The organism is Pseudarthrobacter sp. O4 (assembly GCF_050157025.1).
Taxonomy (GTDB): Bacteria; Actinomycetota; Actinomycetes; order Actinomycetales; family Micrococcaceae; genus Arthrobacter.
In genome coordinates, this window is sequence record NZ_CP189591.1 from 498871 (window position 1) to 525125 (window position 26255).

A 26255-nucleotide genomic window follows, 5' to 3' on the forward strand; every position below is an offset into this window, starting at 1 on the left:
CCCCTTACTTGGTTTCGGCCGGGGCCGGGTTGCGGTCGTACTCGTCACCGAGCAGGCCGGTGTTGCCGTCCTGGCGCAGCTTGACCAGATGCCCATTGAACTCCGACTCGGAGACAACCTTGACGCGGAACAGCATTTCGGAGTGGTATTCGCCACAGAGTTCGGCGCACTTGCCGTCGTAGGTCCCCTCCTTGGTGGGGGTGAACCTGATGTAGTTGGTCTTGCCGGGGATGATGTCCCGCTTCTGCAGGAAGGCAGGAACCCAGAAGGAGTGGATGACATCGCGTGCGTTGAGCTCGAGGTCAACCGACTTGTTCACCGGAAGGTACAGCGTGGGCAGCTTTTCCTTGTCCACATCGTTGCCCGTGAGGTGCGCCTGGACGCCGGCCTCGTGGACGTCTCCGGTGATGACGTCGCCCTTTTTGTAGTTGAAGTCCCACGCCCACTGCTTGCCGCGGACGTCCACTACGACGTCGGCGGGCTGGGCGCGGTTGTCGATCGCCTGCTGGTCGCGGTCGGTGAAGTAGAAGAACACCAGGACCATGAACAGCGGGATCGTCAGATAGAAGACCTCAAGCGGCAGGTTGAAGCTGGTCTGGCGGGGGAACCCTACGGTGCCCTTGCGCCGCCGGTAAGCGACGATGCACCAGATCATCAAACCCCAGGTAATGATGCCGACGACCAGCGCGGCAATCCATGAGTTGACCCAGAGGTCCATGATGCGGTCAGTGTGATTGGTGGTGCCACGCTCGGTGGGCAACCACCCTTTCTGTACCTCTGGTGAACATCCAGTCAAAGCCAACGCGCCGGCTAGTGCCAAGCCAGTGATCGTAGTGATCTGTTTGCGTCGGCTGCCGGTTCGGTTCTGCGAACTCACAGACGGCCCTTCCTACTTGTTGCTGTCGCCCGTCCGCCGATGGCGTTCCGGGCACACTAAAAGTTTTACTACTCGGTGTAGAGCTTACCGCTCCCCAGGAGTTTTCGCCCACATGCACGCGCCGTGCGTCGGGACCGTTTTTGCCGGCCCGGCCCACCACCATTGCGGCGGCATTAAGGCCGGGCAGATTGCCGGCCTTAGTGGAAGGAATCACCGCAGGCGCAGGAGCCGCCGGCATTCGGGTTGTCGATCGTGAAGCCCTGCTTGGAGATGGTGTCCTCGAAGTCGATGCTGGCCCCGCTGAGGTAGGGGACGCTCATTTTGTCCACGACAACTTCGACGCCGTCATAGTCACGGACGGCGTCTCCGTCCAGGAGCCGCTCGTCGAAGTAGAGCTGGTAGATCAGGCCGGAGCAACCGCCCGGCTGCACGGCAACGCGGAGGCGCAGATCGGTGCGGCCTTCCTGCTCGAGCAGGCTGCGGACCTTGCCGGCGGCAACGTCGGTCAGCTTGACCTCGTGGGCGGCCAGTTCCTGTCCCGCAATAGCGGTGGTGTCGGCGCTGTTTTCATTGGTTGTAGTGCTCATGGCCTACCTTCTTACGACGGTGGTGGCGGCTCCGCGTGCGCGGTGCCCGCCCCTAACTGAAACGGTACGGGCTATAGCTACATGCTACGTCGGTCAGACGTGTAGCTCTAACTCCTGACGTAACCGTCGGGGCTGGATGGATGTTCCCCGTGAGGGCTGAGAGGGCGGGCCGGTCAGGCCAGTCCCTCCTCATTCAGTCGGGCCAGCATGAACGCTTCGGCGATGACCGCGTTCCGGAAGTCTCCGAGGTGGAGGGATTCGTTGGCGCTGTGGGCGCGTGAGTCGGGATCCTCCACACCGGTGACCAGGATCTGCACGTCCGGGAAGAGCTCGGTCAGGTCCGCGATAAAGGGAATGGAGCCACCGATCCCCATTTCGACCGCCGGTACGCCCCAGGCCTCGCCAAGAGCCCACATGGCGACGCTGGCAGCCTTGGAGGAGGTGTCCGTCAGGAAGGCGTTGCCGCTCTCCCCCGGGGTGAAAACCACGTGGGCGCCGAAAGGCGCGTTGGCCTCAACGTGCTTCCGTACGGCGTCCATGGCTTCCGCGGGATCCTGGCCGGGGGCGAGCCGGAGGCTGAACTTGGCGCGGGCCCGCGGCAACAGGGTGTTGGAGGCGATGTCCACCGCGGGCGCATCGAAGCCGATGATGGACAGGGCGGGTTTGGTCCACATCCGGGAGGCGATACTGCCGGTACCGGCAAGCCTAACGCCGTCGAGCACGGAGGCGTCGGCACGGTATTCGGCTTCGGTAAGGTCCACGGTGACGTCGTCGCGGCTGACCAGGCCGGCGACCGCGACGGTCCCGTCGGCGTCGTGCAGGGTGGCGATCAGGCGGGCGAGCAGGGTCGGGGCGTCCAGCACGGGGCCGCCGAACATACCGGAGTGGACCGCGTGGTCCAGGACCTTGACCTCGATAGTGCCGTCCACCAGTCCACGCAGGCTCGTGGTGAGGGCGGGGATACCCACCTTCCAGTTGCTGGAGTCGGCCACGACGATCACGTCGGCCCGCAGCAGTTCGCGGTGGGTCTCAAGGAAGGACCGGAACGTCGGGGAGCCGGCTTCCTCCTCGCCTTCAAAGAAGAACGTCACGCCCAGGCCCAGATCGTCACCCAGTACCCGGGTCACGGCCGAGTAGGCCGCGATGTGGGCCTGGATCCCGGCCTTGTCGTCCGCCGCGCCCCGGCCGTACAGCCGGCCCTCGCGTTCGACGGCGATGAACGGCTCCGTTTCCCACAGCGCCAGATCGCCCGTGGGCTGTACATCGTGGTGCGCGTACAGCAGGATGGTCGGCTTGCCCTCGGCGGCAGGACGGCGGGCGACGACCGCGGGGCCGCCGGGGGTGCCGTCCTCCTTGTCGCAGCGCAGGATCCGGACGTCGTCGAAGCCGGCCGCCCGGACCAGAGCGGCGACAGCGTCGGCGCTGGCGTTCAGCGGGGCCGGATCAAAACCGGGCCACGCGATGCCCGGGATGGCAACGAGTTCCTTCAGTTGGGTGATCGTGGCCTCGAACGATTCCGTGACGGCCTGACGGAGGGCCTCGGCGTCGAAGTTTCCGAGCGGGCCGATGGCGGTTTGCGGGTTCCCCGCGGGTGATGAAGTCATGGCGGAAACACTACCGGTGCCAAGGATCACCATAAACTGCGCCTCAGCCGTTCAGGGGCGTGTGGGCTGGGTCTCGCGCCTGCAACCGCGGGGTATTCTGTAGGGGTGTTTGGACGTAAAAAGGAAGCGCCTTCGGCGCAGCAGATAGTTGACCAGCAGGCGGCCGCGGCAACAGCCCGGGACGCCGCCATTGGCAAGGGCGCACCCACGCCCAAGCGCAGCGCGCAGGTGGCCGCCCGGAAGCGGCCGCTCGTGCCTGAGGACCGAAAGGCATCCAAGGCCGCCGAACGCGCGGCCATCCAGGACCAGCGGCTCAAGATGCGGCAGGCAATGGACACCGGCGACGAAAAGTTCCTGCCGCTGCGGGACAAGGGCCCGCAGAAGCGTTTTGCCCGCGACTACGTGGACGCGCGCTTCAGCCTCGGCGAGTACCTCATGTTCGGTGCCCTCGTGTTCGTTGTCGTCTCACTCCTCGTGCCCGCGTCCAGCGAGCAGATGATCTACGTCCTGGGCGGTTTTTGGGTGATGTTCCTGGCGGTCTTCGTGGACGTCTTCATCCTCTCCAGGAAGCTCAAGAAGCGGCTGTCCGAGAAGTTCGGCGAGGTCGAACGCGGCACGGTCTGGTACGGCTCCATGCGCTCCCTGCAGTTCCGCCGCCTGCGGCTGCCCAAGCCCCAGGTCAAGCGCGGCGAGTTCCCCGCCTGATATTCCTCAACAAGAAGCCCCGGCAGCCGGACTGCCGGGGCTTCTTCATGTCCGGACTCCGGACCACGACGTGCCAGGCGCCTAGCGCCGGGACGGATGCTTTGCAAGAAGCCGGTTGATGTGGGCGGCCCAGAAAGGACCTTCGTAGAGGAAGGCCGTGTAACCCTGGACGAGGGTGGCCCCGGCGTCGAGCCGCTGCTGGACGTCCTGCGCCGTTTCGACGCCGCCGACCGACACCAGGGTCAGCGCCCCGCCGGTTGCTGCCTTGAGCCGTGCCAGCACTTCGAGCGAACGCGTCTTCAGCGGCGCCCCGGAGAGTCCGCCGGCTCCGCAGGCCCCGACCTTGTCGGGGCTCGAGGCCAGCCCGGTGCGGGCGATGGTCGTATTGGTGGCGATGATGCCGTCCAGGTTCAGGTCCAGCGCCAGCCGGGCGACGTCGTCGATGTCCTCGTTGCTGAGGTCCGGCGCGATCTTGACGAGCAGCGGCACGTGGCGGCCGGCCGCCTTGTCCGCCTCCTCCCCCACCGCCGTCAGCAGCGGGCGCAGCGTCTCCACATCCTGCAGCAGGCGGAGGCCGGGGGTGTTCGGGGAACTGACGTTGACCACGAGGTAGTCCGCGGCGGGGGCGAGGCTGCGGGCGCTGACGAGGTAGTCGGCCACCGCATCCTCCAGCTCCACGGCCTTGCTCTTGCCGATGTTCACACCGATCACCGGGCGGGTGCCGGGATGGCGGCGCTGCAGGGCGGCCCGGGCGGACTTCAGGCGGGGCGCCACCGCGGCGGCGCCGTCGTTGTTGAAGCCCATCCGGTTGATCACCGCCCGGTCCTCGACGAGGCGGAAGAGCCGCGGAGCGGGGTTGCCGGGCTGGGGCTGGCCGGTGATGGTGCCGACTTCAATGTGGCCGAAGCCGAGCTCGGTGAGGGCCTCGATGCCGTGGCCTTCCTTGTCGAAGCCGGCGGCCAGCCCGAACGGCGAGGGGAAGGTCAGGCCGAACGCCTGGGTCCGCAGGGACGATGCCGGGGCGGTGAACTTCTGCAGCACCCGCCCGGCTCCGCAGCTGTGGACGAGGCGTATGGCCCGGAACCCGATTTTGTGGGCGCGTTCGGCGTCCATCCATGAGAAGGCCAGCCGGAAGAATGTCGGATATACGCGCATGGCTCTAGTTTTCCGGTTCCGGCGGTCCAGACCAAACCAGCACGCTTCCGGGCGCTAGCATGAAGCCATGACCAGCAACCATGACTGGCAAGCGGACATCCTCGGAGACGATTTCGAGGCCTGCACCTTCCAGACGGCAGGCGCGGACGGCGTCGAACGGACCGCCACGCTCGTGCGGCACGTCCCCCGCTGCGCCGTCGAACCCTGCGCCGGCCAGACCCGGCCCGGCCAGCCCCGGCAGGCCGGTCCAAAGCAGGCCGGACAGCAGATAACGGAGCCGCTGCAACCGGGCCGCCGTCCTGCACGGGCTGTGCTGTTCCTGCATGGCTGGAGCGACTACTTCTTCAACGAGGAGCTCGCTGAATTCTGGACCGGCAAAGGCTTCCAGTTTTTCGCGCTCGATATGCACAACCACGGACGGAGCCTGCGCCCGGACGCCCCTGGCGGCTATGTCGCCGACCTCGCGGACTACGACGCCGAGATCACCGCGGCGATCGGCATCATCGGATCGCTCCAGCCCGAGGGCGCGGACCCGCCGTCCGTGACGCTGATGGGGCACTCGACCGGCGGCCTGATTGCCGCGCTCTGGGCGAACCGTCACCCGGGACTGGCTTCGCAGTTGATCCTGGACAGCCCGTGGCTGGAGATGCATGGCAGCCCTGCCGTCCGGCGTGCGACCCGGACCATGGTGGGCCCGCTTGCCAGGTTCCGGCCGGAGTCCGTGATCCGGCTCCCCGAGCGGGCATTCTATTGGCGCAGCATCAGCAGCGCGGCCGAGGGCGAGTGGAGCCTGGATGACAAATACCGGCCTCCGCATGCTTTTCCCGTCCGCGCCGGCTGGCTCAGCGCCGTGCTCGCCGGCCAGGCCCGCGTGGCACGAGGCCTGAAGATCGAAATCCCCATCCTGGTTTTGATCTCCGGTGCCAGCGCCAACGGGATGTTCTGGAAAGAGTCCATGCGGAGCACCGATGCGGTCCTGGATGTCAACATGATCGCCCTCCGCGCGCTGGGCCTGGGCCGCACCGTGACGCTGGAGCGGATCGACGGGGCGCTGCACGATGTATTCCTCTCCGCGCCACGCGTCCGCAAGGATGCGTACGCCCGGCTGGCCCGGTGGATCCAGGCCTACGTCCTGGACGACGGCCGGGCGGAATGATCGCACCGCGGGCTGCGGTCCGCTCCTGTCATTAAGGTGCCGACCGGGTCATTAAGGTGCCGACCCGGTCATTAAGGTGCCGACCGGGCTCCCGTCCCGGGCCGACCACGTCGTTAGGCGCCGGGGCCGCCCGGGCCGCCCGCCGCCGGGGCCGCGGCGTCGACCGCTCCGCCGTAGCGGCGGTCCCGCTGCGCGTAGATCTCGACGGCGTCCCACAGCGTGCGCCGGTCCACGTCGGGCCAGAGCGTGTCCAGGAAGACGAACTCGGCGTAGGCCGACTGCCAGAGCATGAAGTTGGACAGCCGCTGTTCGCCGGAGCTGCGCAGGAACAGGTCGACGTCCGGGAGGTCGGGCTCATCGAGGTACTTCTGGATGGTCTTCTCGGTAATGGCTCCCGGCCTGAGGCGTCCGGCGGCGACCTCCTCGGCAATGGCGGAAACGGCGTCGGCGATCTCGGCACGGCCGCCGTAGTTAACACACATGTTCAAAGTGCAGGTGCTGTTGCCGCGGGTGTAATCCTCGGCCTCCTCAAGCTCCCGGATGACCGAGCCCCAGAGCCTCGGACGCCTGCCGGACCAGCGGATCCGGACGCCCCATTCATCCAGCTGGTTCCGCTGCCGTCGTAGCACGTCCTTGTTAAATCCCATCAGGAAGCGGACTTCCTCCGGGGAACGGCGCCAGTTTTCGGTGGAGAAGGCGTAGACGCTGACATGTTCGATGCCGAGCTCGATGGCCCCCGCCATCACGTCCAGCAGGGCCGGTTCCCCCGCCTTGTGGCCTTCGATCCGCGGCAGCCCACGCTGGTTCGCCCAGCGGCCGTTGCCGTCCATCACGATCGCGACGTGCCGCGGTATGAATTCCGCCGGGATGGCGGGAGGCGCAGCGCCCGAGGGGTGCGGGTACGGCGCCACCACCGGGGTGCTCCGCGGCCGGACCGGTCCGTTCTTCTTCGCCGCGTTCTTTCCGGCGCTCCTGCCCAACACCACAGTTAACTTCGCTCCACATGTTTGAGGGATTTCAGGACACGTTCCAGATGCCATTGCAGGTAGCCCGCCACCAGGCCGGCGGCTTCACGGCGGTGCAGCGGCAGGGATGCGTCCGCCGTCGTCCAGTCCCCGGTCAGCAGAGCGCCGAGCAGCAGGACAGTCTCCGCGGCGGGAGCCGGGGAACCCGGCGGCCGGCACTCGGCGCAGACCATGCCGCCGAGCGGTGCGGAGAACGCATTGTGCGGCCCGGGGGCGCCGCACCGTGCGCAGCCGGTGAAGCTCGGCGCCCAGCCGCCGGTGGACAGGGCGCGCAGCAGGTACGAATCCAGGATCAGTTCAGGGGTGTGGTCGCCGCGGCTCAGCGAGGCCAGGGCACCCACCAGCAGGTTGTACTGGGCGGTGCCGGATTCGCCGTCGACGTCGGTGAGCTTTTCCGCCGTCTCCGTCATCGCGGCGGCCACCGTGTAACGGCCGTAGTCCGCGGCGATGTTGCTGCCATACGCGCCCTTCGCGACGGCCTGGGTGACGATGTCCAGGCTGCGGCCGGAAATCAGCTGCAGGTCCGCCACCATGAAGGGCTCGAGCCGGGCACCGAAGCGGCTGCTGGTGCGGCGGACCCCCTTGGCCACAGCGCGGATCTGGCCGTGGTGCTTGGTCAGCAGGGTGATGATGCGGTCCGCCTCGCCCAGCTTGTGGGTACGCAGCACGACGGCGTCATCGCGGTAGGCGCGGGCTGCAAAGGAAGATGGTTGGGCCACGGTTAATCTTCGCACTCTATTTTGGTACCCGCCGACTTTCGGAAATGGCTGCTTTCGGCAATGACTGCCTTCGGTAACCGCCCACTTTCGGCAGTGACTGCTTTCGGTCACAACGGACTTTCGCCAAACACGGCACCAAATACGGTACCAAACACTCCCCGGCACGCCCTGCGCCGCCGGACGGATCCGGCGGCGCAGGGTGGAACGGCGTGCAGAACCGTGCAGAACAGCCTAGGCGCGGGCGTCCCGGATGGCCCGGTTCACGGCCGAGATGACGGCCTTGAGCGAGGACGTGCTCGTGTTGGCGTCGATCCCGACGCCCCACAGCACGCGCTCCCCCACAGCGCACTCGACGTAGGCTGCGGCGAGGGCGCTGCCGCCTTCGGACAGCGCATGCTCGGTGTAGTCCAGCACGCGGACGTCGACGCCGTCTTCGCGCAGGATACTCAGCAGGGCCGCGATCGGTCCGTTGCCGGTGCCCGTCCGGCGGACCGGGGTGCCGTCCACCTTCAACGAAGCGTGCAGGGCCATGGTGCCGTCCTCGTCCGTCTCGGTGCTGAACGAGCCGAGAGCGTAGCGTCCCCACTGCGTGTCGGCAGCCGCGGAGGGCAGGTATTCGTCCTGGAAGACCTGCCACAGCTGGGCGCCGCTGACTTCTCCGCCGACGGTGTCCGTCTGCTTCTGGATGACACCGGAGAATTCGATCTGGGCGCGGCGCGGCAGGTCCAGATTGTGCTCATTCTTCAACAGATAGGCCACGCCGCCCTTGCCGGACTGGGAGTTGACCCGGATCACGGCTTCATAGCTGCGGCCGAGGTCCTTCGGATCGACCGGCAGGTACGGGACCTGCCAGGCGAAGTCGGCGACCTCCTTGCCGGCGGCGGCGGCATCCTTCTCGAGGGCTTCCAGGCCCTTCTTGATCGCGTCCTGGTGCGAGCCGGAGAAGGCCGTGAAGACGAGGTCGCCGCCGTAGGGGGCGCGCTCGGCCACCGGCAGCTGGTTGCAGTACTCCACGGTGCGGCGGATGTCGTCGATGTCGGAGAAATCGATCATCGGGTCGATGCCCTGGACGAACATGTTCAGGCCCAGCGTCACCAGGTCCACGTTGCCGGTCCGTTCGCCGTTGCCGAAGAGGCAGCCTTCGATCCGGTCGGCCCCGGCCAGGTAGCCCAGTTCGGCGGCCGCGACGCCGGTGCCGCGGTCATTGTGCGGGTGCAGTGACAGGATGATCCCCTCACGCGGGTGCAGGTTGCGGCTCATCCACTCGATGGAGTCGGCGTAGACGTTCGGTGTTGCCATTTCGACGGTGGCCGGCAGGTTGATGATGACCTGGCTGTCGGCGGACGCCTCAAACACGTCGGCGATGGCGTTGCACACGCGGACGGCGTATTCGAGTTCGGTCCCGGTGAAGGATTCCGGCGAGTACTCATAGGTGATGCGCGTGTCGGCGAGGGTTTCCTCGTACTTCTTGCACAGCCGGGCCCCCTGCACGGCGATGTCGAGGATGCCGTCCTCGTCCTGGTTGAAGACCACCCGGCGCTGCAGGACCGACGTCGAGTTGTACAGGTGCACGATGGCCTGCTTTGCACCGACCAGGGACTCGTAGGTCCGTTCGATCAGGTGCTCGCGGGCCTGGGTCAGCACCTGGATGGTGACGTCATCGGGGATGTGGTTGCCCTCGATTAGCTGCCGGACGAAATCGAAGTCGGTCTGCGAGGCGGACGGGAATCCGACTTCGATCTCCTTGTAGCCCATGCGGACCAGCAGGTCGAACATCTTCATCTTGCGGGCGGGGCTCATGGGGTCGATCAGGGCCTGGTTGCCGTCACGCAGGTCAACCGCGCACCAGCGGGGGGCCTTCGTGATGACCTTGTCAGGCCAGGTGCGGTCCGGCAGTTCGACCGTGATCAGGTCCTGGAAGGGGACGTAGCGGTGGACCGGCATTCCTGAGGGTTTCTGTGCGTTTCGCATTACTATCGGGGCCTTTTCTGTGATTCCTGGTGAAAGGGTGGCCGGGCAACACAAACTCCGCAGCGAGGGTGGGCCTTGCGCTAGATAGCGTCTGAAGCCTCGCCGCGGCAGCTAAGAAGGAGCAGTTCTGCGCGCACCATTTCACAGTAACACGCGTGCGTAAGATGAAGGAGCCATACCTCCGCAACGTCCACCATGCAGACCCTGTACCGGTGCCACCCCCGGTCAGGCTGCCTCTCAAAGGAGCATCCGTGCCACTTTCGGGGATCGCCCTGTCCGATATCGACTCCACCGTACGGCCGCAGGACGACCTGTACCTGCACGTCAACGGCACTTGGCTGAAGAACACGGCTATTCCGGATGACCGGCCGCTGGAGGGCACATTCACGGCCCTGCGTGACGGTTCGGAGCTTGCAGTGAAGGAGATCATTGAGGATGCCGCCGCCCGCGGCGGGGAAGCCGCCGGGATCGAGCGGAAGATCGGCGGGCTGTACAACAGCTTCATGGACGAGGCCACGGTGGAGGCCAAAGGCCTGGACCCGATCCGGCAGCGGCTTGCCGGGGTGTTTGCCACGGAGTCCGTCGCCGGCCTGGTGGCGCTGGCCGGACGCCTGTTCCGCGCCGATGTGGGCGGCCTCTTCTACATCTATCCCGCTCCCGACGCCGGCAACCCCGACCGGGTCCTGCTGTACACCGGCCAGGGCGGGCTGGGCCTGCCGGACGAGTCCTACTACCGCGAAGAGAAGTTCGCGCCGATGGTCCAGGCCTACCGCGGGCACGTGAAAACCATGTTCGATCTGGCCGGCGTCGCCGATCCGGAGGCTGCGTCCGGCCGGGTGGTGGAGCTGGAAACCGCCCTGGCGTCACACCACTGGGACAACGTCACCGTGCGCGATCCGCAAAAGACGTACAACCTGAAGTCGGCCGAAGAGGCTGCACGGCTCTTCCCGCTGCTCGGGGACTGGTTCGATGCCGCCGGCATCGCGCCGGACAAGCGCGCCGAACTCGTGGTGAGCACCCCGGACTTTTTCGCCGGGGCGGCCTCCCTGCTGGAGACGGTGCCGTTGGCCAGCTGGCAGGAATGGCTCGCGCTGCGGGTCGTCAGCGCCGCCGCTCCGTTCCTGTCATCCGCGTTCGTCGACGCCAGCTTCGCCTTCTATGGGACCACCCTGAGCGGCACGCCGCGCAACAAGGACCGCTGGAAGCGCGGCGTCGCCGTCGTCGAGGCCGGACTCGGCGAGGCTGTCGGCCAGATCTACGTCGCCCGGCACTTCCCGGAGGCCCACAAGGCCCGCATGCAGTCGCTCGTCGCGAACCTGATCGAGGCGTACCGGCAGTCCATCACCGGGCTGGCCTGGATGGGCGAGGAAACGAAGCAGGAGGCACTCAAGAAGCTCGATTCCTTCCGGGCCAAGATCGGCTACCCGGACAAGTGGATCGACTACTCGGCGGTGGAAATCGATCCGTCCGACCTGCTGGGCAATGTGGAGCGCGCCCACAGCGCCGACGTCGACCGCCACCTGGACGAAGTGGGCCAACCCGTGGACCGCGAGAAGTGGCTCATGACGCCGCAGACGGTCAACGCCTACTACCACCCGCTGCTCAACGAGATCGTGTTCCCGGCCGCCATCCTGCAGCCGCCGTTCTTCACCGCCGAGGCCGACGACGCCGTCAATTACGGCGGCATCGGGGCGGTGATCGGCCACGAGATCGGCCACGGTTTCGATGACCAGGGCTCCCAGTACGACGGCAGCGGACTGCTCCGGAACTGGTGGACCGAGGATGACCGCAGCGCGTTCGAGGCGCTGACCTCGAAGCTCGTGGCCCAGTTCGAGGCGCTCTCCCCGGGCGCCGCTCCCGGCCACAACGTCAACGGAAAACTGACCCTGGGCGAGAACATCGGCGACCTGGGCGGCCTGACGATCGCCTACAAGGCGTACCTGATCAGCCTCGACGGCCAGGATCCGCCCGTGCTGGACGGCTTCACCGGGGCCCAGCGGTTCTTTGCGTCCTGGGCTGCGGGCTGGCGGCAGGTCATGCGGACCGAGGAAGCGATCCGCCGGCTCGCCACAGACCCGCACTCCCCCAACGAGTTCCGCACCAACCAGATCAGCAAGAACCTCGACGCGTTCCACGAGGCCTTCGGCACCGCGGAGCAGGACGGCATGTGGATGCCGCCGGCGGAGCGCGTCAGCATCTGGTGATGTCAGTTGCTGATTCGTGTCGGGGGCGTTCAGGCGCAGGGAAACCATTGGCTGGCGGCGTAGGCGCGGGCCCGCTGGTCTGCGTACCGCCGGCGCACCTCGTCGATCGCCGTGGCCAAGGGGAAGATCTCCGCAGTGACCAGCTGGTCTGAGTCGTCGGCTCCGATCGGGTGCCAATAGACGCCCTCGGCGGTCACAGTGACTTCGGGGATCAACGATTCAACCGTTAACTCGATGCCCGCGTCGGCGTTGCCGCGGTGGGCCAGCGCCCGGATGACCTGGTCAAAGGGGTCGATACCGAGCGAGTCGAGGAACTCGTGGAACGGCTCGAGTTCGTGGCTTTGAGCGGCAGGCAGCGTCGCCGCGACCTTCACCCGGAAGCCCTCGTCCTGGGCAATCCGGATCCCGGCAACGGCGCGCTCCCACGATCCTTTGCCGCGGTGGCTATCGTGACCCTCCGGAGTGGCGGAGTCAAGGCTGATTTGCAGCGTGAGCCTGCTGCGGTCCATCCGGCGCAGCCGTTCGAGACGGTGCCCGCGGAAGAGCATCCCGTTCGTCAGTAACGTGGTCGGGAGCGCCGCCGTGCAGACGGCGACGAGCTCGTCGAGGTCCGGCAGCAGGAATGGCTCACCGCCGGTCAGGATGAGCTCGCTCACGCCCGATTCAACAGCCTCCGCCGCCAGCCGGCGGATGCGGTCGATACCGAGGGCGCGCCGGGCGGTCTGTGGTGAGGACCTGGCGCAACAGTAGTCGCAGGCCAAGTTGCAATCGAAGTTCGTGTACATCCACAGCCGGGTCCCGGGCAGCCGCCCGTCCTGCACTCCTGCGAGCGGGTCGGGGGCGCGGCCGCGCCGGACAGTGACATTACCGTCGCGGACGTCAACGAGTTCGTTGCCGGTCCGGGCGCACCAGGCGGCCACTGTATGCGTTGCCTCGTTTTGGTCACCCGGCCCAAGCGGCACGGTGACAGTGGAGCCGCCGGGCACGCCGGCGATCCGTTCCAGGAGTTCCAGTATGACGACGGGATTTACCATCGGGGCCCGATCCTTTGCTCGTGGACGGCGTCGAACAATACCTCGTAGCCTTCCAACCGGGGGACCACCCAGCGACGGAGTCCTTCCAATTCCAGGATCGGACGGTGCGACGGGTTATCCCAGTCCATCGCGAACAGGTGCTCGACCCAGGCCGAGGCACGTTCCTCCGAGAGCGCGGGCAGCGCCGTGAAGTTGCAGTGGCTGTAAACGGGCGACGCCCACAACACCTCGAAGGCCCCGGGCATCAACTCGTCGCGTCCAATTGCCTCCCAGGTGTTGATGCCGATCGCGGCGGCGTCGGCGCTGTCATCCAACACGGCCCGCAGGGCATCCAGTTCGCTGCGGCCCGTGTCTCCGTGCTTTCCGACATCGCTGTCCAGGCGCAACAGGTCCACCGTTCCATCGCCGAGCCCGGCCTGGGTTAGGAAATGGACTGGCAGGATCGCAGCCTGGGCGGAGTCCCGCGAGCCCAGTGCCAGCCGCCGCCCTCGCAGGTCCGCCAGCCCTGACATGCCGGAACCGGCACGGGTCACGAAGACGGTCCGGAAGACGGCGTCAGTGTCCCGCATGGCCAACGCGCGGCACCCGCCCTGGGTCTGTGCGACGGTACGCACCCACGCCAGGTTGGTGTTCCAGGCGATGTCGATGGTGCCCTCCAGCAGTGCGTCCACCTGGCGTCCGTAGTTGGAGAACAGCACGAAATCCATCTCGGCCGGCGTCCCGGCGAAGTAGTCCCGGATCCCCTCCCAGACGGTGACCACGGTAGGTGTGTAGGCCACCGAGCCCACCATCATTGGGGCGCTCACGCCGGCTCCTTCACCGCGGCGGAGGGACTGTCGAACAGCGGCTGGCCGGTAATCGCCCTCCCGTAGAAGTCGTACAGCACGTCGGCCGTCGGGGCCATCACGTGGCCGGCCCTGGCATCGCGGAAGTAACGGTCAATCTGAAGATGCTCGGAGAACGCCGCACCGCCGCAGACGCGCATCGCGGCATCGGTGATACTGAGGGCCGCGTCGTTGGCCGCTGCCTTGACGCCCAGCACATGCAGCATCGTGTCCTCCTGTGGCTCGGCAATCCGGCCCGCCGTCTGATGCAGGTAGGCCGTTGTGACGGCCAGTTCGATCGACATTTTCGCCAGCCGGGCGCGGATGGTCGGGAGCGCGGACAAGCTTTCGTCAAGGTGTTCGAGGCGGGCGGCGCTGGTGTGCCGGATCGCTGCTTCGACGGCGGCGCGCGCCAGCCCCACCGACACGGATGCGTTGCCCAGGTTGAACCACGGCAGCACCGTCTGCAGCATCAGGTCCATTCCGCCGCCCGCGACGCCCAGCCGCGTGTCCTCCGGCACTTCGACCACAAAGGTCATCGGCGTCGAGGCATTGCCCCGCAATCCCATGCCCCGCCACGCGCCGGCCACCTCGACGCCCGGATAGCCGGCCGGGATCGCGAACAGGTCCACGGTGTCCGCGGCGGCGGTCCGGGTGGAGACGATGTAGACGTCAGCGTGTCCTGCCGAGGTCACCCAGCTCTTACGCGCGTTGAGCACTATGCCTGCACCGTTCTGGCCTGCCTGCGAAACGGGCGCCCAGAAATGCGACCGGGACCCTGCTTCGGAGAATGCCAGCGACCCGAGGACCCGGCCGCTGGCCATGTCGGCCACCAGACCGGGCGACCCCGGTGGCGGTGCGGCCGCCACGGGCATCGCGGCGCTAATGTGCATGAGGTAGATCATGGCTGTTGAACCGCAGGCACCGGCGAGGGCGCTCAGGACTTCGACCAGGTCGTGCGGGCCGCCGCCAAGGCCACCGGCTTCCTGCGGCAGGGTCAGGCCGAGTAACCCGGATTCGCGCAGGGCCACCACGGCCTCGGCGGGGAACCGGGCGGCCGCGTCAACGTCGTGGGCGTTGGCGCCGGCAATGGCGATTACCGGTTCAAGCCGCTCGGTCAGATTGATCATTCGTAGTCCTGTCCTAGGCAGTAGAGGGATGCGCGGCAGATGAAGGGCGCGGCGTCAGCGTCACGGCAAGCAGTCCGATCCCCAGGCCTCCCATAAGTGCCACGGTGGAACCGTCGCCGGCGAGCCAGTTGACGCTCTGGCCAGCCTGCAGCAGCTGAAGCAACGCAGCCGCCACGAATCCTGCCCCGGACGCGACCGCCAGGACGCCCACGCGCAGGATCCCGGCGATCACCGCGGCAACTCCGAGGATAAGGAGCAGGACAAGTCCCGCCCCCCGGATGTGGATGAACTCGACCTGAGCCGGTCCACCGCTGGAGAAGGTGAACGCAGAGCTCAGGAGTGCGGCCTCGCCCAGGGCGAGCACGGGTTGATCGAAGTGGCGCCCGGTCATGAGAGCCTCGCGAGGAGTTTTTCGAAGCGTCCGGTGGATTCCACCCAGCGGGGCCGGAGGACTCCGTCGACCCCGTAGGCGCGCCCGGCCGCAGTGGCAAAAATGGCTGTGTGGGCCAGGATCATCAGATAGTACGCCCAGTGCCATTCATTCGGGGCATTGAGGACGGACAGGGTGATCGCCAGCGACTGGACCACTCCGACGACCGCCCAGAAGCGGGTGGCGAGACCGATGAGCAGGAACGCGCCCAGGCCCGCTTCGACAAGAAGGGTCATCCACCCGAACAACGGGAAAGCGGGCAGCACTATCTGTTCAATGAACCATGTGAAAGGGGGAAACACGGGGTAGTCAACGGCGAAGCGGGTGAATAGATAGAGTCCGGTGTTCTCGCGTTCGCCGAAATCCGGCGGTACTTTCCAGGCGACGTTTTGGATCCACAGCAACGCCACCCCTGCCCGGAGCGCGAAGATCCCTCCGCGGGCCAGCCGGCCGTCCACCGTCTCAAATGGGGCAGACAATGCAGCCGTCGCAGAACGATCCCTGCTCATGGAACCCATTAAGGACCCATGGGCGGAGCGGCGCAAGACGAGAGTCCTTACATTTCCGGAACGGTCCGGGGCACCTGCCGGCGGGATGACTGGCGCAGTCCGGGCCTTCGAGCGGGTGGGGATTAGCGGGTGATCAGCTCCGGATTGGCCTGCTGGCACACGGTGTCCCCGGCCGTCTGGTTGACGATGTCCGGCGGCAGTGCCACCTGTGCGTCCCCGGTGGCCGTGCCGCCGACGAGGTCACTGCCCAGGTAGACCTGGACACCCGTGACGCCGGCAGCCGGCAGCACCTGGCTGGCCGGAATCCCCAGCAGCGCGGCAACGTCCGCGGCCACATCGGCGAACCCCGCGCCGTAGTAGACGCCGGTGGTGGCGACGGGCTTGGCCGCGAGCTGAGCCAGCTGGGTGAAACCGCCGGCCGTCAGAGACTGCAGGATCTCCTGGGTCCGGGCCGGAACCCCCGAGCCGTTGGCTACCGCGACGGGCTGCAGAGTCTTGTCGTAAGCGGGCGCCGTCTCGGCGGGGGCCGGCGCTGGGCTGGCGCTGGGATCCGCGGAACCGCCGGGCGTCGCCGTCGGGTCGGTGAGGTCCACGTTCTTGCGCATCGCGGCAAAGAGCTGGGACGCGCCAGGCTCCGCCAGCTGAAGCCGGTTCGGGTCGGCCGCCGCCGGGACGGTCGGCACGGCAACAAACGCGACCTTCCCGACGTCGATGTCCTTCAGGCGGTTGCCCACGGTCAGCAGCGTCGGGATGGAGGCCAGCCCGTCGTCGATCGTGAGGTTCTTGGTGATCGCATCGGCGATGCCCAGCATCCGGGAAGGGTTCGTGAGCGTGCCGTCCGCCTTGATCTTCCGGGTCAGCGAGGACAGGAAGCTCTGCTGCGCCTGAACGCGGCCGAGGTCGCCGCCGTCGCCAAAGGCGTGCCGGGTCCGCACGAAGGCCAGTGCCTGCTCGCCCTGCACCTTGGACGTTCCCTTGGGGAGCCGGAGCTTCGAATCGGGGTCGTACACCGGGTCGCTGATGCAGACATCGACGCCGCCGACGGCGTTGGAGAGTTCTTTGACCGCGTTGAAGTCGGCCATCATGAAGTGGTCAATCTCCAGGCCGGTGATCTTGTTGACCGTGTCCACGGCGCAGCCGATTCCGGCTTCCGACATCGCCGCGTTGATCATGACGTTCTTCTGCGCGGGATACACGGTCTTGGTCTTCTGGTCGGTGCATTTGGGGATGTCGACCAGCAGGTCTCGGGGGAAGCTGACGACGTTCACGCGTTTGTTGTCGGCCGAGATGTCCATCAGCATCATGACGTCCGAGTGCCCGTAGCCCGTGGAGTCATCGGCGGTGCCGTACTGTGCGTTCTTGCCGTCGCGTGTGTCCGAGCCAAGGATCAGGATCTGCATCCTGTCGTTGGAATCGTTCACCGCTCCCTCGGTCTTGGAACTCCCCGCGCTAAGCGAGGCCTTCGAGATGTTTCCCTGCAACCGGATGACCCAGTAGGCGCCGAAGGCCAGGACACCGACCAGCAGGACCGAGACGACGGCGGTGCCGATTTTCAGCCAGGCCGGCAGCCGCCGGGGGGCACCGAGGTGCCGGGCCGGGCCGACGGCGGGATCGTCCGAGTGCCGGGCAGCACCGGCTGACCGAACCGGCGGTTGGATGCCGTCTGCACGGTCTGGGCGGGGTCGAGCCACTTGTTGAGCCTTCCTTCACGAACGGGAGTCCGCCTATTTTAGTGTCCGTATCTGGGAAAACCCCGATGGCCGATGCCATGGGAGTGGCGGGCCCGGCAGGAGGCCCCCTCGGAAGCGCGGCTCAGAAACCGAGTTTCACCAGCTGCTTGGGATCCCGCTGCCAGTCTTTTGCGACCTTGACGTGCAGGTCGAGGTAGATCCGGGTACCCAGCAACGCCTCGATCCCCTTGCGCGCGGTGGTCCCCACTTCGCGCAGCCGGGCCCCGCCCTTGCCGATGATGATGGCCTTCTGCGACGGCCGTTCGACGTACAGGTTGACGCGGACGTCCAGGAACGGGCTGTCCTCGGGCCGGCCTTCACGGGGCACGATTTCGTCGACGACGACAGCCAGCGAGTGCGGCAGCTCGTCCCGGACGCCTTCGAGCGCGGCTTCGCGGATGAGTTCGGCAACCATGACCGCTTCCGGCTCGTCCGTCAGGTGCCCGTCGGGGTACAGCGGGGGCGACGGCGGCATGTGGCTGATCAGTACGTCGGCCACGGTTCCGACCTGGAAGCCGTCCGTCGCGGAGACCGGAACAATGTCCTTCCAGCCCTCCTCGCCCAGGACCTCACGGCCCAGGGCGGCGACTGCCAGCAGCTGCTCGGTGAGGCCCTGGCGGTCCACCGTGTCTGCCTTCGTCACAATCGCAATGATCGGCTTGTTGCCGACGGCGGCCAGCTGCGCGGCGATGAACTTGTCACCGGGGCCGATCTTCTCGTTGGCCGGAAGGCAGAAGCCGATCGCGTCGACCTCGGCGAGGGTGTCGGCGACGAGCTCGTTGAGGCGCTTGCCGAGCAGTGTGCGCGGCCGGTGCAGGCCCGGGGTGTCCACGAGGATCAGCTGGGCGTCATCCCGGTGGACGATGCCGCGGATGGTGTGGCGCGTCGTCTGAGGCTTGGCCGAGGTGATGGCGACCTTCTTGCCGACGAGGGCGTTCGTGAGCGTGGATTTGCCGGCGTTGGGCCGGCCGACCAGCACCGAGAAACCGGCGCGATAGCCGCCGTAAGCCGCTTCGCCGTCGGATTTATTCTGCTTGCTCACGTGGTACTCCCTGTTGGTTTGGTGCGGCCTTGTCGAGAAGCTCTTCAAGGTCAGTTTCTTCCTTTGGAACGGCGGCCGCAATGATGTGGCTGACCCGGTTCCGCCGGCCCTCGAGCCGGTCGGCGCGGAGGGACAGCCCGTGGACCTGGACGGTGCTGCCGACGATCGGCACCCGGCCGAGCGCCTTCGCGAGCAGCCCGCCCACGGTGTCCACCTCGTCGTCGTCGAGCTCGAGGTCGAACAGTTCGCCGAGGGCATCAATGCTCATGCGCGCGCTGACCCGGAAGCTGCCGTCGCCCAGCTCCACGGCCTCCGCGGCCTCGGTGTCGTACTCGTCCACGATCTCGCCGACGATCTCCTCGATGAGGTCCTCGAGCGTGACCAGACCTGCGGTTCCGCCGTATTCGTCGATCACGATCGCCACGTGCGTTGACTCCTTCTGGAGTTCGCGCAGCAGTTCGCTGACCGGCTTGGAATCCGGAACGTAGCGGACCTCGCGGGCGAGTCCGTCCACGAACGGGGGTTCCTCACCCGGGCCGAGGTTGTGGAGCACCGCGGCGACGTCCTTGAGATACACGATGCCGAGGATCTGGTCCGTGTTCCCGCCGATGACGGGGATCCGGGAATACCCCGACCGCAGGAACAACGACATTGCCCGGTGCAGGGTGGAGCCGGAGTCGATGCAGAGGATGTCGGTCCGCGGGACCATGACCGAGCGGACCAGGGTGTCGCCGAAGTCGAAGACCGACTGGATCAGTTCGGCCTCGTTGTCCTCGATGACGTCGGACTCGGAGGCGCGATCCACGAGTTCACGGAATTCCTCTTCGCTGAAGAAGGCCTCGTTGTCGGCCGGCGCCCCAGGGGCCACCGCGCTGCCCAGCGTGACCAGCCACCCCGGAATGGGGCCGAGCACACCGCAGAGCCAGCGGATCAGCGGGGCCGTGAAGCGGACCAGTGCGGCGGGGTGCACGCGTCCGAGCTGCCGCGGCGACACCCCGACGATCACGAAGCCGATGAGCGCCATGATGCCGGTGGCCGCCAGGCCGGACAGCCAGACGTCGCCCAGCAGGCTGTGCAGCAGCACGGTCACGGCGACGGCGGAGGCCATTTCGAACCAGATCCGCCAGAACCTGAGGGCACGCATGTGCGCCACCGGCTGTGCCATTATGCGTCTCAGCGCCGTGCCGCGGCTCTGCAGGATGGCCGCTTCGGCGTCGTGCCGGGGGAGGTAACTGAAGGCAGACTCGGCGGCGGTGAGCAGAGCGGCAAAGCTGAGGAACGCCAGCGCCATGCCGGCAAGGATCAGTGGGGTCACTGAATCGTCTCTGACGGGGCCTCTTTGCCGGTGAAGGCGGAGAGCAGTTCGCGCTGGAGGCCGAACATTTCTTCCTTCTCCTCCGGTTCGGCGTGGTCATAGCCGAGCAGGTGCAGGATGCCGTGCGTAGTGAGCAGCAGCATTTCGTCCTGGGTGGAGTGGCCGGCGTCTTTCGCCTGGATCTCGGCCACCTGCGGGCAAATGGCAATGTCGCCGAGCATGCCCTGCGGCGTCGGCTTGTCCGGGGTGCCCGGGGTGAGTTCGTCCATGGGGACGGACAGCACGTCCGTGGGGCCGGATTCGTCCATCAGCTCGATGTGCAGCTTCTCCATGGCGGGCTCATCCACCAGCAGGATGGACAGCTCCGCCTGCGGGTGGATGAAGAGCCGTTCGAAGATGAATCGGGAGAGCGAGACCAGCTGGGATTCGTCGACGGCCACGCCGGATTCGTTGTTGACTTCGATGCTCATGCGTTCCCTCCCCGCTTTTCCCGGGCGACGGACTGCTTGACCCGGTGTCTCTGGATGTCGTCCCAGATGCTGTACGCATTGACGATGTCGCCCACCAGACGGTGGCGGACGACGTCGGACGCGTCCAGGACCGTGAAGTTGACGTCCTCGATGCCCTGCAGGATCTCTTCGACGATCCGCAGGCCGGAACGGGTCCCGAACGGCAGGTCCACCTGGGTGACGTCACCGGTGACCACCATCTTGGAGCCGAAGCCAAGCCGGGTGAGGAACATCTTCATCTGTTCGGGCGTCGTGTTTTGCGCCTCGTCCAGGATGATGAAGGCGTCGTTGAGGGTGCGCCCGCGCATGTAGGCCAGCGGGGCGACCTCGATGGTGCCGGCGGCCATCAGACGCGGGATGGACTCGGGGTCCATCATGTCGTGCAGGGCGTCGTAGAGCGGGCGCAGGTAAGGGTCGATCTTGTCACTGAGGGTGCCGGGCAGGAAGCCGAGCCTTTCCCCGGCCTCGACGGCCGGACGCGTCAGGATGATGCGGCTGACTTCCTTCTGCTGCAGCGCCTGGACGGCCTTGGCCATGGCCAGGTACGTCTTGCCGGTGCCGGCGGGACCGATCCCGAAGATCACAGTGTTCGCGTCGATGGCGTCCACGTAGTTCTTCTGGTTCAGGGTCTTCGGGCGGATGGTCTTTCCGCGGCTGGAGAGGATGTTGTGCGTGAGGACGTCAACCGGGTTCTGCAGGGACTGGCTCCGGAGCAGCGACACGAGCTGCTGCAGCACGGCGGGGGTGATAACCGTGCCCCGGGCGACGAGGCCGCGCACCTCGTTGAGCAGACGCATGATCCGGGGCACATCAGCGGACGACCCGCTGATCGAGAGCTCGTTGCCACGGACGTGGAAGTCCACGGCCGGGAACTGGCTCTCGATGAAACGCAGGGCTTCGTCATGACTGCCGAGGGACTGAACCATCTGGTCGGAGTTGTCGAACAGGACCACCTCCGTCCGCAACCCTGGGAGGGAGTGTGGAAATTCGCCTGCGGAGCGCCCTGCGGCGCTGATCCGGGCTTTGCCGTTCGCTGCTTCAGTCATGGTGTTGGCCCGCGGGCCTCTGGTCCCCTCCAGTTCGGAATTGATCTGTCCCGCTGATCCGGCCCGACGGCGGTGCTCGCCTTCTGGTTCCGTCTCTCCGGGTCCTTCCATCTTACGCCAGCGCGCGCCGCCATCGCGGGCCGCCGTCGGGCCGCCCTCGGGCCGCCATGGCGCCGCAGTCAGGCCGCAGTCAGGCCGCCGTCGGGCCGCGATCGGGCCGCGATTTCCGACATTAGGTATCAACTTTGTATCGGCCTCATATCGTTCCCGTTGCAGTTCCGGCGCCCGGGCCCAAACCCCGGTCCTGCGCGCGGACCATATGCCATGCTGGGAATCGGCCGCCCCGGGAGCAGTGCTTCCGGCGGCATGGCGGACATGGCGAGGACGGGCCCCGGAGGCCACGAAACAGGAAAGGAAAGCAGCTATCAGGCAGCGCGGAACCAGCCAGAGGTCGACAACCGGGCGCATTCGCCCCGGCATGTTGCTGCTGGTGCTGCCCGCGGCGCTTGTCCTTTCCGGCTGCGTAGCCACTCCCCAACCCGGTATCACCAACTCGAATACCCCCTCGCAGCTGCTGTCCAGTCCGGCCTCCCCCGGCGCCCCAGCCACCAGCGCCCCGCTGGAGACAAGCCAGGCTTCCAACAAGGCTCCGGTCTACTGGATCGGCCGCAGCAATGACAACATGTTCCTTTACCGTGAGTTCCGTGACGTTCCGGACCAGGACAACCCCGTGACCCGTGCGCTCCGGGTGATGATGTCCGAGAAGCCGCTCGATCCGGACTTCTTCACCCCCTGGCAGAACCCGAAGAAACTGGCCACCTCCATTTCCGGGAAGAACGTCATCACCGTGGACCTCTCGGACGACGCCTTCAACAGCAACGTGGATGCGGCGATGGCCGAACGCGCCATCCAGCAGCTTGTCTACACCGCGACGGCAGCCGGTGCCAGCGCGGGCCTGATCGATTCCGGGCAGCAGATCCAGGTCGTGGTGCTCGTGGACGGCCACACCGACTATGTCGCCTTCAACCATGTCCGCCTCGGTTCCCCTACGTCCCGCAGCTCCGGCATGGTTGCCCCGGTGTGGATCATCAATCCCCAGGAGGGCACCTCGATGGAGGACGGCGCGGTCAAGGTCAGCGGCCGGAGCACCGTTCCGGGCGGGAAGCTCCGCTGGGAGATCCTGCGGATCGACGGCAGCGTCAAGACGACTTACCTGAACGGGAACACCCCAGCCTCCGCGGACGCCGGCCAGTCCGGACTGTTCAGCCTTTCGGTGAACCTGGGCCCCGGGAACTACGAGGTCAGGGTCTCCCAGCTGCAGGACGGCAACCCGTCCCAGGACCTGAATGTGGACACGCGCGGCTTCACAGTCAAATAAGAACGGTCAAATAAGAAGCAAATAGGAACACAGTCAAATAGGAAACAGCCAAGGAAGTCAGGCAGCCCGCCTGGCAGCCTGCCGCTACCAGCGGCCCAGGATGTCGCTCGCCAGCACGGTCGCGGCGGGGCCGGCGGTGGAGGATCGCAGCACGTGGTGGCCGAGCAGGGCGGTGACGGCGCCGGCGCCGCACAGCCTCGTCACTTCACGGGGGCTGATGCCGCCTTCCGGGCCTACGATCAGCAGCACTTCACGGGCGGCGTCCGGCGCGTCTGGAGCCGGCTGGCTGTCCAGCGTGCCCTGCGTGCCCAGCGTCGCCTGCCAGGACTCCAGCACCTGCCGCAGGGGACGCACGGCGTCCTCGTGCAGGATGATGGCGAGACCTGCTGCGGCGACAGCCGCCTGAAGTCCGGCGCTGTCGACGGCGGAGCGGACCTCCGGAATCCAGGCGCGGCGTGCCTGCTTGGCGGCTGCCGTCACGACGGACTGCCACTTTGCATGCGCCTTCGCCGCCCGCTCCGCCTTCCAGCGCACGATCGAGCGTTCCGCCTGCCAGGGGATGACAGCGTCGATCCCCAGCTCCGTGGCGGTTTCGGCCGCCAGCTCGTCCCGGTCGCCCTTGGCGAGGGCCTGCACCAGGACCAGCCGGATGTCCGGCCGCGCTTCCGCGGTCAGTTCGGCGCACTCCACGGTCAGTTCGCCGGGCGCGACGGCTGTCACTGTTCCCGTGAGCCGCTTCCCGGCGCCGTCGGCGATGTCCACCGGCTCGCCGAGGCTGAGGCGCTTCACCGTGACCGCGTGGCGGGCCTCGGCGCCGTCAAGGACGAAGGTGGAACCGGGGACCTGCTGGTCCAGTGTTCCCGGGGCGGTGAAGAAGACCGGATTGCTCACCGCTACAGGTTACCGAGCCGGTCCCGGAGCTTGGCGAAGACCCCGCCGCTCGCCGCGAGCTTCCCTTCGGTGAACTGTTCCCCGCGCAGCTTCGCGAGCTGACGGAGCAGGTCCTCCTGGGCGGCGTCGAGCTTGCCCGGGGTCTCCACCTGCAGGTGGACCTTGAGGTCCCCGCGGCCGTAGCCGCGCAGATGGGTGACGCCGAGTCCGCGCAGGGTGATGACCTCGCCCGACTGGGTGCCGGCCTTGACGTCGATCTCCTGCTGCCCGTCAAAGGTATCGAGGGTGAGCTCGGTGCCGAGCGCGGCGGCGGTCATCGGGATATTCAGGCTTGCGTGCAGGTCGTCGCCGTCGCGCACGTAGGTGGCGTCGTTGTTGACCCGGATCTCCACGTAGAGATCGCCCGCGGGGCCGCCGGCGGGACCCGCCTCGCCCTGGCCGGAGAGCTGGATGCGGGTGCCGGTGGCGACTCCGGCCGGGACCTTGACGGTCAGGGTCCGGCGGCTGCGGATCCGGCCCTGGCCGGCGCATTCGTTGCAGGGATCCTTGATCACTGTGCCGAAGCCTTCGCAGCTGCCGCAGGGAGCCGTGGTCATGACCTGGCCCAGGATGGACCGGACGGCGCGCTGGACCTGGCCGCTGCCGCCGCAGATGTCACAGCGCTCCGGGCGGGTGCCTGGCCGGCAGCAGGAGCCTTCACAGGTGGGGCAGGTGACGGCCGTGTCGACCTCGAGCTTCTTGTTCACGCCGAACACGGCGTCGCGGAGCTCGATCCGGACGCTGATCAGGGCGTCCTGGCCGCGGCGGACCCGGGACGCGGGACCGGCCTGGCCGCCGGCGCCGAAGAAGGTGTCGAAGATGTCCTGGAACGCGAAGCCCTGGCCGGCGTAGCTGCCGCCGCCGAAGCCGTTGTCGGTGCCGTTCTCATTGCCGGTGGTGTCGTAGACCCGGCGTTTCTGCGGGTCGGAGAGCACCTCGTAGGCGTGCGTGACGGCCTTGAAACGGTCTGACGCGTCATCGCCCGGGTTGACGTCCGGGTGCAGGGTCCGCGCAAGCTTGCGGTAGGCCTTCTTGATCTCTTCTCCCGTTGCTTCGCGGGAGACTCCAAGAACGTCGTAGTGGCTGCTCAAAGTTCGTATCTCTTCCTGGTTGTACTGCCTGTTAGGGGCATGAAGTCTGGTCAACAGCGGCGCGGCGGCCTGCCGCCCGGGCGGTCAGGGCCCGAGGATTCTGGAAAGGTAGCGGGCCACCGCACGGACGGCGGCCATGGTGGTCGGATAGTCCATCCGGGTGGGACCGAGCACACCGACCTTGGCCGTGGCGTCCGGGCCGTAGCCGGTAGCCACCACCGACGCCTCCGCGAGCCCGTCGTACGGGTTCTCCCGGCCGATGCTGACAGTCACTCCGCGCGGGTCCGCCGCCATGTCGCTGAGCAGGCGCAGCATGACCACCTGCTCTTCGAGTGCTTCCAGCACGGGACCGATGCTCAGCGGGAAGTCCACGTTGGACCGGGCGAGGTTGGCTGTCCCGGCCATGACCATGCGCTCTTCGCGGCTGCTTGCGGCGAGGGCTTCGAGCCCCCTGGCCAGTGCCTGCGCGGCGCTGCGCCGCGCAGGCGGGCAGCTGACGACCACGGCCTGCAGCGACTGCGGCAGCAGGTTCAGCGGCGTCCCGGAGAGGCTGCCCAGGAACCGCGACCGCAGTTCCGCGACGGCCTCCTCCGGAAGGTCCTGGACGACGTCGATCACCCGCTGCTCCACCTTGCCGGTGTCCGCGATCAGGACCGCCAGCACCTTCCGGGGCGCCAGCAGGACAAATTCGATATGCCGCACCTTGGCCCGGCTCAGATGCGGATACTGCACGACGGCGACCTGGTTGGTGAGCTGCGACAGGAGCCGCACCGTCCGGTCCAGGACGTCGTCGAGGTCATCGGACCCCTCCAGCAGTGCCTGAATGGCCCGGCGTTCCGCCGGGGAGAGCGGCTTGACGGCGGAGATCTGGTCCACGAACAGGCGGTAGCCCTTGTCCGTGGGAATCCTTCCGGAGCTCGTGTGCGGCGCCGTGATGAGGCCTTCATCTTCCAGTGCGGCCATGTCATTGCGGATGGTGGCGCTGGACACGCCCAGATGGTGCCGTTCCACGAGGGCTTTGGAGCCGACGGGTTCACGCGAATGGACGTAGTCCTCCACGATGGCGCGCAGCACTTCGAGTTTGCGTGGTTCGCTCACGCCCCACCTCCAATCGACTGTCCCGCATCCGGTGCCGCCCCTCCGGCCGCGCCGGGCAGGCGGTCCGCACTGGGCGTGGCTAGCACTCGACATGCCTAAGTGCTAACCAGTCTAATATGAGTCGCCGCGTTGTTAGCATTGGATTCGCTCCAGGCGTCGTTCCCGGGGCTGGTGTTTTCGGGCACA

Annotated in this window: 24 protein-coding genes; 4 read left to right on the forward strand and 20 right to left on the reverse strand. The window is 67.1% G+C overall.

Going from position 1 to position 26255, the window contains the following annotated elements:
* Nucleotides 1–4 precede the first annotated feature (4 nt).
* From coxB to ACQCSU_RS02280, 3 genes are all read right to left on the reverse strand, one after another.
* Complete coding sequence (gene coxB / locus ACQCSU_RS02270; protein WP_426978029.1) at nucleotides 5–877, reverse strand: cytochrome c oxidase subunit II; 873 nt, start codon at nucleotides 875–877, stop codon at nucleotides 5–7.
* 197 nt (nucleotides 878–1074) lie between these two features.
* Nucleotides 1075–1464, reverse strand: a complete 390-nt coding sequence (locus ACQCSU_RS02275) for a HesB/IscA family protein (protein ID WP_354241172.1) — start codon at nucleotides 1462–1464, stop codon at nucleotides 1075–1077.
* A gap of 173 nt (nucleotides 1465–1637) precedes the next feature.
* On the reverse strand, nucleotides 1638–3068 hold the full coding sequence (locus ACQCSU_RS02280) for a dipeptidase (RefSeq protein ID WP_426978030.1): 1431 nt from the start codon (nucleotides 3066–3068) through the stop codon (nucleotides 1638–1640).
* A gap of 105 nt (nucleotides 3069–3173) precedes the next feature.
* On the opposite strand from ACQCSU_RS02280, the gene ACQCSU_RS02285 reads away from it, so the two are divergent.
* A complete protein-coding gene (locus ACQCSU_RS02285) occupies nucleotides 3174–3773 on the forward strand; it encodes a DUF3043 domain-containing protein (protein WP_426978031.1) in 600 nt (199 codons plus the stop codon).
* Between the two features lie 81 nt (nucleotides 3774–3854).
* Here ACQCSU_RS02285 and ACQCSU_RS02290 read toward each other — a convergent pair whose 3' ends face one another.
* A complete protein-coding gene (locus tag ACQCSU_RS02290; protein WP_426978032.1) occupies nucleotides 3855–4928 on the reverse strand; it encodes a quinone-dependent dihydroorotate dehydrogenase in 1074 nt (357 codons plus the stop codon).
* A gap of 67 nt (nucleotides 4929–4995) precedes the next feature.
* Here ACQCSU_RS02290 and ACQCSU_RS02295 point away from each other — a divergent pair, with 67 nt between their 5' ends.
* On the forward strand, nucleotides 4996–6084 hold the full coding sequence (locus tag ACQCSU_RS02295) for an alpha/beta hydrolase (protein WP_426978033.1): 1089 nt from the start codon (nucleotides 4996–4998) through the stop codon (nucleotides 6082–6084).
* 113 nt (nucleotides 6085–6197) lie between these two features.
* Here the strand turns inward: ACQCSU_RS02295 and ACQCSU_RS02300 are convergent, their stop codons facing one another.
* From ACQCSU_RS02300 to leuA, 3 genes are all read right to left on the reverse strand, one after another.
* Nucleotides 6198–7064: an isoprenyl transferase gene (locus ACQCSU_RS02300; RefSeq protein WP_426979920.1), complete on the reverse strand. Its 867-nt coding sequence runs from the start codon at nucleotides 7062–7064 to the stop codon at nucleotides 6198–6200.
* Between the two features lie 8 nt (nucleotides 7065–7072).
* Entirely contained in the window at nucleotides 7073–7828 is a 756-nt protein-coding gene (recO, locus tag ACQCSU_RS02305) for a DNA repair protein RecO (RefSeq protein WP_426978034.1), read from the reverse strand.
* A 231-nt stretch (nucleotides 7829–8059) separates the two neighbouring features.
* Nucleotides 8060–9799: a 2-isopropylmalate synthase gene (gene leuA / locus ACQCSU_RS02310; RefSeq protein WP_426978035.1), complete on the reverse strand. Its 1740-nt coding sequence runs from the start codon at nucleotides 9797–9799 to the stop codon at nucleotides 8060–8062.
* A 251-nt stretch (nucleotides 9800–10050) separates the two neighbouring features.
* Between leuA and ACQCSU_RS02315 the strand changes: the two genes are divergently transcribed.
* On the forward strand, nucleotides 10051–12003 hold the full coding sequence (locus ACQCSU_RS02315; RefSeq protein WP_426978037.1) for a M13 family metallopeptidase: 1953 nt from the start codon (nucleotides 10051–10053) through the stop codon (nucleotides 12001–12003).
* Between the two features lie 29 nt (nucleotides 12004–12032).
* Here ACQCSU_RS02315 and ACQCSU_RS02320 read toward each other — a convergent pair whose 3' ends face one another.
* From ACQCSU_RS02320 to ACQCSU_RS02365, 10 genes are all read right to left on the reverse strand, one after another.
* Entirely contained in the window at nucleotides 12033–13037 is a 1005-nt protein-coding gene (locus ACQCSU_RS02320; RefSeq protein WP_426978038.1) for an Rv1681 family radical SAM protein, read from the reverse strand.
* On the reverse strand, nucleotides 13031–13843 hold the full coding sequence (locus ACQCSU_RS02325) for an Rv1680 family SBP-like protein (RefSeq protein WP_426978040.1): 813 nt from the start codon (nucleotides 13841–13843) through the stop codon (nucleotides 13031–13033). The genes ACQCSU_RS02320 and ACQCSU_RS02325 overlap by 7 nt, the downstream gene beginning before the upstream one ends.
* Nucleotides 13840–14991: an Rv1679 family acyl-CoA dehydrogenase gene (gene fadE16, locus ACQCSU_RS02330; RefSeq protein ID WP_426978041.1), complete on the reverse strand. Its 1152-nt coding sequence runs from the start codon at nucleotides 14989–14991 to the stop codon at nucleotides 13840–13842. Before fadE16 ends, ACQCSU_RS02325 begins: the two co-directional genes overlap by 4 nt.
* A gap of 13 nt (nucleotides 14992–15004) precedes the next feature.
* Nucleotides 15005–15382: an Rv1678 family membrane protein gene (locus ACQCSU_RS02335; protein ID WP_426978042.1), complete on the reverse strand. Its 378-nt coding sequence runs from the start codon at nucleotides 15380–15382 to the stop codon at nucleotides 15005–15007.
* Nucleotides 15379–15930: a DoxX family protein gene (locus tag ACQCSU_RS02340; protein ID WP_426978043.1), complete on the reverse strand. Its 552-nt coding sequence runs from the start codon at nucleotides 15928–15930 to the stop codon at nucleotides 15379–15381. Before ACQCSU_RS02340 ends, ACQCSU_RS02335 begins: the two co-directional genes overlap by 4 nt.
* Before the next feature lie 122 nt (nucleotides 15931–16052).
* Nucleotides 16053–17621, reverse strand: a complete 1569-nt coding sequence (locus tag ACQCSU_RS02345) for an LCP family protein (RefSeq protein WP_426978044.1) — start codon at nucleotides 17619–17621, stop codon at nucleotides 16053–16055.
* A gap of 121 nt (nucleotides 17622–17742) precedes the next feature.
* The gene (gene era, locus ACQCSU_RS02350; protein ID WP_426978045.1) at nucleotides 17743–18702 is read right to left on the reverse strand and encodes a GTPase Era; all 960 of its coding nucleotides are present in this window, start codon (nucleotides 18700–18702) and stop codon (nucleotides 17743–17745) included.
* Nucleotides 18686–20017 (reverse strand): hemolysin family protein, encoded by a 1332-nt coding sequence (locus ACQCSU_RS02355; protein ID WP_426978046.1) that lies wholly within the window; start codon nucleotides 20015–20017, stop codon nucleotides 18686–18688. The genes era and ACQCSU_RS02355 overlap by 17 nt, the downstream gene beginning before the upstream one ends.
* Complete coding sequence (gene ybeY, locus ACQCSU_RS02360) at nucleotides 20014–20487, reverse strand: rRNA maturation RNase YbeY (RefSeq protein WP_426978047.1); 474 nt, start codon at nucleotides 20485–20487, stop codon at nucleotides 20014–20016. The genes ACQCSU_RS02355 and ybeY overlap by 4 nt, the downstream gene beginning before the upstream one ends.
* Complete coding sequence (locus ACQCSU_RS02365; RefSeq protein ID WP_426978049.1) at nucleotides 20484–21572, reverse strand: PhoH family protein; 1089 nt, start codon at nucleotides 21570–21572, stop codon at nucleotides 20484–20486. The genes ybeY and ACQCSU_RS02365 overlap by 4 nt, the downstream gene beginning before the upstream one ends.
* Before the next feature lie 478 nt (nucleotides 21573–22050).
* Between ACQCSU_RS02365 and ACQCSU_RS02370 the strand changes: the two genes are divergently transcribed.
* Nucleotides 22051–22950 carry a GerMN domain-containing protein gene (locus ACQCSU_RS02370; protein WP_426978050.1) on the forward strand — a complete coding sequence of 300 codons (900 nt, stop codon included), beginning with the start codon at nucleotides 22051–22053 and terminating at the stop codon, nucleotides 22948–22950.
* Nucleotides 22951–23034: 84 nt separating this feature from the next.
* On the opposite strand, the gene ACQCSU_RS02375 is transcribed toward ACQCSU_RS02370, so the two are convergent.
* The 3 genes from ACQCSU_RS02375 to hrcA all read right to left on the reverse strand — a co-directional run bounded on the left by ACQCSU_RS02375 (nucleotide 23035) and on the right by hrcA (nucleotide 26069).
* Entirely contained in the window at nucleotides 23035–23841 is an 807-nt protein-coding gene (locus ACQCSU_RS02375) for a 16S rRNA (uracil(1498)-N(3))-methyltransferase (RefSeq protein WP_426978051.1), read from the reverse strand.
* Between the two features lie 2 nt (nucleotides 23842–23843).
* Nucleotides 23844–24971 carry a molecular chaperone DnaJ gene (dnaJ, locus tag ACQCSU_RS02380; RefSeq protein WP_426978052.1) on the reverse strand — a complete coding sequence of 376 codons (1128 nt, stop codon included), beginning with the start codon at nucleotides 24969–24971 and terminating at the stop codon, nucleotides 23844–23846.
* An 84-nt stretch (nucleotides 24972–25055) separates the two neighbouring features.
* Nucleotides 25056–26069: a heat-inducible transcriptional repressor HrcA gene (hrcA, locus tag ACQCSU_RS02385; protein ID WP_426978053.1), complete on the reverse strand. Its 1014-nt coding sequence runs from the start codon at nucleotides 26067–26069 to the stop codon at nucleotides 25056–25058.
* Between the last annotated feature and the right edge of the window lie 186 nt (nucleotides 26070–26255).

Bases quoted from the DNA above. Each gene is read 5' to 3' on its own strand.
- ACQCSU_RS02275 (WP_354241172.1), bottom strand. From the start codon at position 1,464: ATGAGCACTACAACCAATGAAAACAGCGCCGACACCACCGCTATTGCG.
- ACQCSU_RS02280 (WP_426978030.1), bottom strand. From the start codon at position 3,068: ATGACTTCATCACCCGCGGGGAACCCGCAAACCGCCATCGGCCCGCTC.
- ACQCSU_RS02290 (WP_426978032.1), bottom strand. From the start codon at position 4,928: ATGCGCGTATATCCGACATTCTTCCGGCTGGCCTTCTCATGGATGGAC.
- ACQCSU_RS02295 (WP_426978033.1), top strand. From the start codon at position 4,996: ATGACCAGCAACCATGACTGGCAAGCGGACATCCTCGGAGACGATTTC.
- leuA (WP_426978035.1), bottom strand. From the start codon at position 9,799: ATGCGAAACGCACAGAAACCCTCAGGAATGCCGGTCCACCGCTACGTC.
- ACQCSU_RS02320 (WP_426978038.1), bottom strand. From the start codon at position 13,037: ATGGTAAATCCCGTCGTCATACTGGAACTCCTGGAACGGATCGCCGGC.
- fadE16 (WP_426978041.1), bottom strand. From the start codon at position 14,991: ATGATCAATCTGACCGAGCGGCTTGAACCGGTAATCGCCATTGCCGGC.
- ACQCSU_RS02335 (WP_426978042.1), bottom strand. From the start codon at position 15,382: ATGACCGGGCGCCACTTCGATCAACCCGTGCTCGCCCTGGGCGAGGCC.
- ACQCSU_RS02340 (WP_426978043.1), bottom strand. From the start codon at position 15,930: ATGAGCAGGGATCGTTCTGCGACGGCTGCATTGTCTGCCCCATTTGAG.
- ybeY (WP_426978047.1), bottom strand. From the start codon at position 20,487: ATGAGCATCGAAGTCAACAACGAATCCGGCGTGGCCGTCGACGAATCC.
- ACQCSU_RS02365 (WP_426978049.1), bottom strand. From the start codon at position 21,572: ATGACTGAAGCAGCGAACGGCAAAGCCCGGATCAGCGCCGCAGGGCGC.
- ACQCSU_RS02370 (WP_426978050.1), top strand. From the start codon at position 22,051: ATGTTGCTGCTGGTGCTGCCCGCGGCGCTTGTCCTTTCCGGCTGCGTA.